The 1,379-nt window shown below is 76.0% G+C and carries 2 protein-coding genes; one reads left to right on the top strand and one right to left on the bottom strand.

The window, feature by feature from the left end:
• On the bottom strand, positions 1–574 hold a 574-nt coding region (locus AC1DY2_RS19790; RefSeq protein WP_476763963.1), incomplete at its 3' end, for an RsmD family RNA methyltransferase.
• Positions 575–652: 78 nt separating this feature from the next.
• Between AC1DY2_RS19790 and AC1DY2_RS19785 the strand changes: the two genes are divergently transcribed.
• The coding region (locus AC1DY2_RS19785; RefSeq protein ID WP_476763962.1) for a hypothetical protein at positions 653–1,379 on the top strand (727 nt) is incomplete at its 3' end.

Below are 1,379 nucleotides of genomic sequence, written 5' to 3'. Positions count from 1 at the left end.
GCGCGGGGGTGGGAGCGCGCTCGGCCCACCACAGGGTCGTCTCGCCGTAGTCGCGGCGCCGGTCGGGCACGATGCCCGCGGGCCAGGCCGGCTCGGGAGAGCGGGAGCTCCGTTCGACGACCACGATGGCGTGGCGGGAGAGCAGCGGCGCGAGGAGCGCGAGGTCGTGGGCGAGCGCCCCCTCGCCGAGGTCGTAGGGCGGGTCGATGAACACGAGGTCGAACCCGCCCGAGGCGGTCTCGAGGTACGAGGCCACGCCGCGTACGACCACGCGGATGCGGGGGCCGGCCCCGCGCATCGCGCGCCCCACCGCGTCGGCGTTCCGCCGGCACACGTCGGCCGCGGGCTTGGCCTTCTCGACGAGCACGACCTCCGCGGCGCCGCGCGAGGCGGCCTCGAGCCCGAGCGCGCCGGAGCCGGCGTAGAGGTCGAGCACGGCCGACCCGTCGATGGCGTCGCGGGACTCGAGGGCGGAGAAGATCGCCTCGCGCACGCGGTCGCTCGTGGGCCGCGTGCCGGAGCGCGGCACGGCGAGGGTGAGCGAGCCGGCGGATCCGGCGATGATGCGGGTCATGCTCACGGCAGCATATCGACGCGGACGTGCGGTGTCATGCCCGCGCGAGGGCGCCTCCACCGCTGCCATGATGGAGGGGTGGATGACTCGACCGACCAGGTGCCCGCCGAACCGTCCCGACACCGCGGGGACGAACAGCAGATGATCGACCGCCTCTGGGACTTCAGCGACCCGGCGGCGAGCGAGGAGCGGTTCCGGGAGGCCGCCGACGACGACACCCATCCGGCCCATGTGCGCGCGGTGCTCGCCACCCAGCTGGCGCGCGCGCTCGGCATCCAGGGCCGCATCGCCGAGGCGCTCGCGGTGCTCGACGCCGTGGCCGCCGAGGGCATCCCGGCCGAGGACCCCGAGCGCGACGCCGCCGAGGTCAGGGCCCGCGTCGCGATCGAGCGGGGCCRCATCCTCGCCGCTGCCGACCGGCGTCCCGAGGCGGTGCCCGAGCTCACCCGCGGCGKGCGCGAGGCCGCCCTCGCCGGGTCGCCGTTCCTCGTGCTCGACGCCCTGCACATGCTCGCGCTGAACGATGAGGGCCACGAGGAGGAGTGGGCGGCCGAGGGCCTCGACGTGCTCTCGACCTCACGCGACCCCCGCGTGCTGCGGTGGGGGGTCGCCCTGCACAACAACCTCGGCTGGACGATGCACGACGCCGGCCGCGCCGACGCCGCCCTCGCGCAGTTCGAGCAGGCGGTGGAGTCGGCCGACCGCTACGGCACCGCCGAGCAGCAGCACGTCGCCCGCTGGTCGGTCGCCCGGTGCCTGCGCACGCTCGGTCGCACCGAGGAGGCGCTCGACCTGCAGCGCGAGC

Source organism: Agromyces sp. P1_H4 (assembly GCF_056405255.1).
Note: the sequence above shows the minus strand (reverse complement) of the source record. Positions and strands in the feature narration are given on the sequence as shown.